The 5,147-nt window shown below is 36.8% G+C and carries 5 protein-coding genes; 1 reads left to right on the top strand and 4 read right to left on the bottom strand.

The features are described from left to right. Nucleotides 1–208: 208 nt before the first annotated feature. The 3 genes from murB to tsaE form a co-directional block, all read right to left on the bottom strand. A complete protein-coding gene (gene murB, locus ACEN4N_RS11005) occupies nt 209–1,114 on the bottom strand; it encodes a UDP-N-acetylmuramate dehydrogenase (RefSeq protein ID WP_197105181.1) in 906 nt (301 codons plus the stop codon). 93 nt (nt 1,115–1,207) lie between these two features. Then, nucleotides 1,208–1,759 (bottom strand): GNAT family N-acetyltransferase, encoded by a 552-nt coding sequence (locus ACEN4N_RS11000; protein ID WP_138404104.1) that lies wholly within the window; start codon nt 1,757–1,759, stop codon nt 1,208–1,210. 7 nt (nt 1,760–1,766) lie between these two features. Beyond that, nucleotides 1,767–2,246 (bottom strand): tRNA (adenosine(37)-N6)-threonylcarbamoyltransferase complex ATPase subunit type 1 TsaE, encoded by a 480-nt coding sequence (tsaE, locus tag ACEN4N_RS10995; protein WP_407090338.1) that lies wholly within the window; start codon nt 2,244–2,246, stop codon nt 1,767–1,769. A gap of 154 nt (nt 2,247–2,400) precedes the next feature. Between tsaE and ACEN4N_RS10990 the strand changes: the two genes are divergently transcribed. Then, on the top strand, nt 2,401–3,021 hold the full coding sequence (locus ACEN4N_RS10990) for a DUF4430 domain-containing protein (protein ID WP_407094238.1): 621 nt from the start codon (nt 2,401–2,403) through the stop codon (nt 3,019–3,021). Between the two features lie 57 nt (nt 3,022–3,078). On the opposite strand, the gene zwf is transcribed toward ACEN4N_RS10990, so the two are convergent. Beyond that, complete coding sequence (zwf, locus tag ACEN4N_RS10985; RefSeq protein WP_138404101.1) at nt 3,079–4,545, bottom strand: glucose-6-phosphate dehydrogenase; 1,467 nt, start codon at nt 4,543–4,545, stop codon at nt 3,079–3,081. Between the last annotated feature and the right edge of the window lie 602 nt (nt 4,546–5,147).

The raw sequence follows: 5,147 nt of genomic DNA, 5'->3' as shown, positions 1-5,147 counted from the left end.
GATGAGACTAAAAAGTTTTTCTTTAGCTTAGAAAATCGATTAAAATATTTTAATTTCGATAAAGTGATCCAAAATTGAAAAATAACGACTAGAATAACTCAATATTTAAAAGTATGAATTATTCAGGTTTTATATTATTTACAAAAAAACCAACCTAAGCAATTCTTTTACAGAATGTGTTAGGTTGGTTTTAATATATCTCATTCAATTATTCTGCTTCCCGTCCAATAATTCGAACTTCGGTTTCAAGTCTAACTGAATTTAAATTCCAGATTGTCTCTTGGATGTATTCAATCATCTCAACATAATCTGTTGCTGTGGCTCCACCTACGTTAATGATGAATCCAGCATGCTTACGAGATATCTCAGCACCACCAATTCGATGTCCTTGTAAACCAGCATCTTGAATTAACTTTCCTGTATAGTAACCTACGGGGCGTTTAAATACACTTCCACATGATGGGTACTCTAAAGGTTGCTTCGATTCACGTAATTCAGTTAAATGATCCATTTTTTCTTTGATAGCCTCTTGATCTCCAGGTTGAAGTTCAAAGGATACGCCTAAGATAATGTTATCATTCTCTTGAAAAATACTATGACGATAGGCAAATTCTGCATCTTCATTCGTATAAGTTAAAAATTGTCCTTCGCGATTGATTGCCTCAATCTTTACATTAATATCCGTTATCTCACCTTCGTAAGCACCCGCGTTCATAAATACCGCGCCACCAACACTACCTGGAATTCCACAAGCGAATTCTAAGCCAGTTAATGAATGGCGATAGGCCTCACGACTTACTTCAATAATACCTGCGCCACTCTCTGCATAAATATAATGACCATCGACTGAGATTGCATTCATATCTGTTAAAATCATGACAATACCGCGTATGCCGCCGTCTTTAACGATTAAATTACTGAGGTTACCTAGAATTGTTAACGGGGCATCAAATTCCTTTGCCCAATCAATAATTTGTTTCACTTCATCTTTTGATTTCGGAAATGCAATAACATCCGCTTCGCCGCCAGTTTTAGTATAACTGTAATCTGACAGTGCGTGGTTAAATTTTATATTTAAATTAGGGTGAGCTTCTTTTAATAGCTTATAGTCCATAACTCGACCTTTCTTTCATAATCAATACTTATCTATTCTAATTAATTATGTTTAAAAAGTAAAGTAAATCTATGATGAGAAACTCTTTGAATATTAATCAATCAACCGTTCCATGACATAAGTATCATAATAGTGAAAATCATTTCTTAAACGTTTCGATAGTGTTCCAACTATTTCAAATCCATATTTCTCATATAATTTAATTGCTCGGATATTTTTTGTTACAACTTCCAAGGTTAGCACTTTAATATCTGCGTAGCTTGCAAATTGAATCATTTCTTCAGTGAGAATTGAGCCTATGCCGTAGCCCCAATATTCTTTAATAATACTGACACCCACTTCAGCCACATGGCTTTGACGATTATTATCGATGACAGCAACTGTTGCCATACCAACTATCTGATCATCTGATTCTGCTACTAACATAATGTTATTATCTGATTCATTGTATCTCGTAATTAATTCTACTTGCTGATCCACGGTCATATTCGCCCCTTCAGGACCAACTGACAAATACGGGGTATCTTTCCCTACATGTCTTAATAAGCCTAGTATTGCCTTTGCATCGATTGGCTCTGCTACTCTAATGATTGTTTCGATTGGCTCGTCCTCTGCTTCATGTACGTATTTGTTGTAATTACTCACACAATCACTATCCTTTCCAGTTCTGAGTCCATTCTTTCCTTAATTGGTCGTAGTCATCACTTTGACCTACTGTTCGTACTTGAATTTTACGTTCATCATTGTCAACTGCCTCTAATTCAATTTCCAAATAAGTTTCTGGCATATAATCAATGACAAATTCTGCCCACTCTATTAATGTAATCGTATCATCGTCTATAAAATTTTCCAAGTCAATCGATTCAGCTCCACCCTCTTCGAGGCGATAGGCATCAATATGATTAAAAAGCTTCCCTTGTTCATCTAGTGGATAGTGCTTCACTATAGTATATGTTGGACTTTTCACCGCTCTTTTAATTCCTAAAGCTTTCGCAAATCCTTGAGAAAATGTAGTTTTACCACTTCCTAGATTTCCCTTTAAGCTAATGACTTTACCAGGTTCTATCAATTGCGCTAATTCTGCTGCGATTTGTTTCGTTTCCTCAGCAGAATGTGTAATTTTGTATGACATTATATATAATCTCCTTGTACTTCTAAAAAAATTCACGCTTTATTCTTAATAAGCCAATTATAAACAAAGTGTGTTGAAACTGCGAATCATTTGACTTTATGCCGTTTTACTGATAATTTATACCTATAACATATTAACGTAAGGAGGCAGTTTTATGAAAAAATTTATCAAATTAATTACTCTACCGACTTTAGCATTGCTACTAGTCGCTTGTCAAAGTTCGACTGAAGAACAGCCAGCAGAGAGTGCTCCAGCTGAGTCAACTGAACAAGTATCAACAGAATCTACAGAGTCAACTGAAAGTACTTCTGGAGACGCAGAAAGCGAAGCAACCGAGGAATCAGGCGCAGAACAAGGTTCTGAAGAATCAGACGCAGCAGCATCTGACAATGGTGAAGGTACAACTGAAGAAGGCGAATCTGCAACTGAAGATACAGAAGAAGCTAGCGAAACAGCAGCAACATTCGCATTCTATATATCAGGTGAAGAAGCGCCAATCGCTGAATTCTCAGTTGAAGATGCTGAAGGTCTTAGCGTTTTAGAAGCTCTAGAATCAAACGAAGAATTAACATTTAACTTCAACGAAACTGAAGGTGTTGTTGATTCAATTGAAGGCTACGAAAATGACTATACTGTAGGTAATACATGGACTTACGTATACAATGGTGAATACGCACAACTAGGTGTTGTTTCTCAAACATTAGAAGCAGGAGATGAAATTGATTGGTACTACGGTACTATCGATGAAATCCCAATTAACGTAGTTCCTGAATAAGCAATACTTTACAATTTAAAAGAGCGTCTGACTTAAATCAGACGCTCTTTTTGTATACTACTCATTTATATTTACGCGTTTAATCCACTCGTGATTATTTCTCGTCAATAATCGATCCGCGCTACTTGGTCCAAAGGACGTCGCTTGATAATTTGGAAACGCAGGATCTGACATATCATCCCATGCCACTTTAATCGCATCAGTAATGCGCCACTGTTCTTGCACTTCTTCCCAAGAACTAAACAACGTATTATCCCCTTCTAATGCATCATGTAATAAATTTTCATAAGGCGTTGGAACGTACTCTTTCCCGAATGTATTTTGGTCTGGACCAATAAATGTCGTGATTGGTTCCATATTCGATTCAATATCTTTCTGGTTTAAAACCATTGCCAAACCTTTACCAGGTTCAATATAAAAAGTGAGCCTACTTGGTGTATCGTTTGAATCACCATTTCTCTCTTTCAATATAATATCAACCGAAGAAAATTGTTCAACTAACGCTTTTCCTGTACGAACGTAAATAGGAACACCCTCCCAACGCTCATTATCGACAGATAATTGAATCGCAATGTATGTTTCCGTACTACTATCTTCCGCTACATCTGGTTCATCGCGGTAATGGTTATACTCCCCTTCAGCATCTGCTGAGTATTGACCTCTAACAACAAACTCTTTCACTTCCTCTTTCGAATATGTTGGTATTTGACTTAAGGCTGCGTGCTTCTCACTATGTATCGCATCTTTTTCTAACTTCTCAGGCAAATCCATAATAATGAATGAAAGTATTTGCAGTATATGGTTTTGGAACATATCTAACAATGCACCATTCTCATCATAGAATGCACCACGGTCCCCTACTTTTAGACGTTCAGGTAAGTTAATTTGAATGTTCTCGATAAATTTATTATTCCAAATACCTTCAATAAAGGGATTGTAGAATCGAGTTGCCAATATATTTTGGACAAAATCCATCCCAGGAAAATGATCAATTAAAAAAATCTCTTCATCATTAAATGATTTTTTTAATATTTGATAATATTCTTTAGCTGATTCTAAACTATAGCCAAATGGCTTCTCAACAACGACACGATGCTCTCCAGTTAAACCAGTAATACCTGACTCTTTTAAATTTACTGTCGTCTCATCGTAAATACTTGGAGCGATAGAATAGTAATATAAAAATCGATCGGATGTATTATGCGTCGTTGAAACTTCTTTTATTTTCGTCATGAGTTTTTCAAAATCTTGTACTTTTGTATTGTCAGCTGGTTGGTAATAAATGTGTTCTAAAAATGATTCTTCGAACTCAGTAAAATTACTCCCTGCTTCAACAGCTTTTCTTACATGTTCCTTAAATTCATTCTCAGTGAATTGAGTGCGGGCCGCTCCGATAATCGCAAATTCCTCCGTTAACTGGCCACGTTGATATAGTTGGTGAAAAGCTGGGTACAATTGTCGCTCAGCTAAGTCACCCGTTGCCCCAAACAAGACAATTAGCCCACCTACTTCAACTTTAGACATAGTATCTCCTCCATTTATATATTCTGTTTAATGCGTGCCTCTATTAAATTCTATAACAAAATATTCATCTTTCACAATAATACAACTTAGAGTACATATACTTAAGCCATTGACAGCATTAGGAATAACATGAACGTCACGGAATTATGCAAAATTTAAGTTCAGCACCATAATCACATAAATATAGAAAACTCTGTTTAATACACAGCTATCGTTGCTTATTGAAGGGAGAATGGTGAGGTACCGTAGTACCAGGACGATTGGGCATACATGAAGCCGTAGGAGCGGTAGCGACGTAAGGATTTAGTAGCACAACGAGACGGAAGCTCAATCAGCTAGCAACGCTAGATGATTAGCTGAAGCCGGTCCACTACGGTCACCGAGCCGTTCTCCCTGAAATAAGCTCTACAGTTCCCTCTCCACAACAAAAAGAGCTAGAAACACTACCGTTCGGTAGTATTTCTAGCTCTCGCTTATTTGGTTCATGAATTTTTGATGTTGGTGGACCGAGGAGCCAGGTGACGCAGTCACCTTGGCTCTTTTTTTATTCCTATGTTTAAGTGTCTCTCTATGCAACGATAGTTTGTGTTGTGTTCTCATCT

The organism is Ruoffia sp. FAM 20857, assembly GCF_045528645.1.
GTDB classification, from domain to species: Bacteria; Bacillota; Bacilli; order Lactobacillales; family Aerococcaceae; genus Ruoffia; species Ruoffia halotolerans.
The sequence above is the reverse complement of the archived record's forward strand: the minus strand, read 5'-3'. Positions and strand labels throughout refer to the sequence as shown.

Excerpts from the sequence above, each read along its gene's own strand:
- ACEN4N_RS10990 (WP_407094238.1), top strand. The coding sequence starts at position 2,401 with ATGAAAAAATTTATCAAATTAATTACTCTACCGACTTTAGCATTGCTA.
- tsaE (WP_407090338.1), bottom strand. The coding sequence starts at position 2,246 with ATGTCATACAAAATTACACATTCTGCTGAGGAAACGAAACAAATCGCA.
- zwf (WP_138404101.1), bottom strand. The coding sequence starts at position 4,545 with ATGTCTAAAGTTGAAGTAGGTGGGCTAATTGTCTTGTTTGGGGCAACG.
- murB (WP_197105181.1), bottom strand. The coding sequence starts at position 1,114 with ATGGACTATAAGCTATTAAAAGAAGCTCACCCTAATTTAAATATAAAA.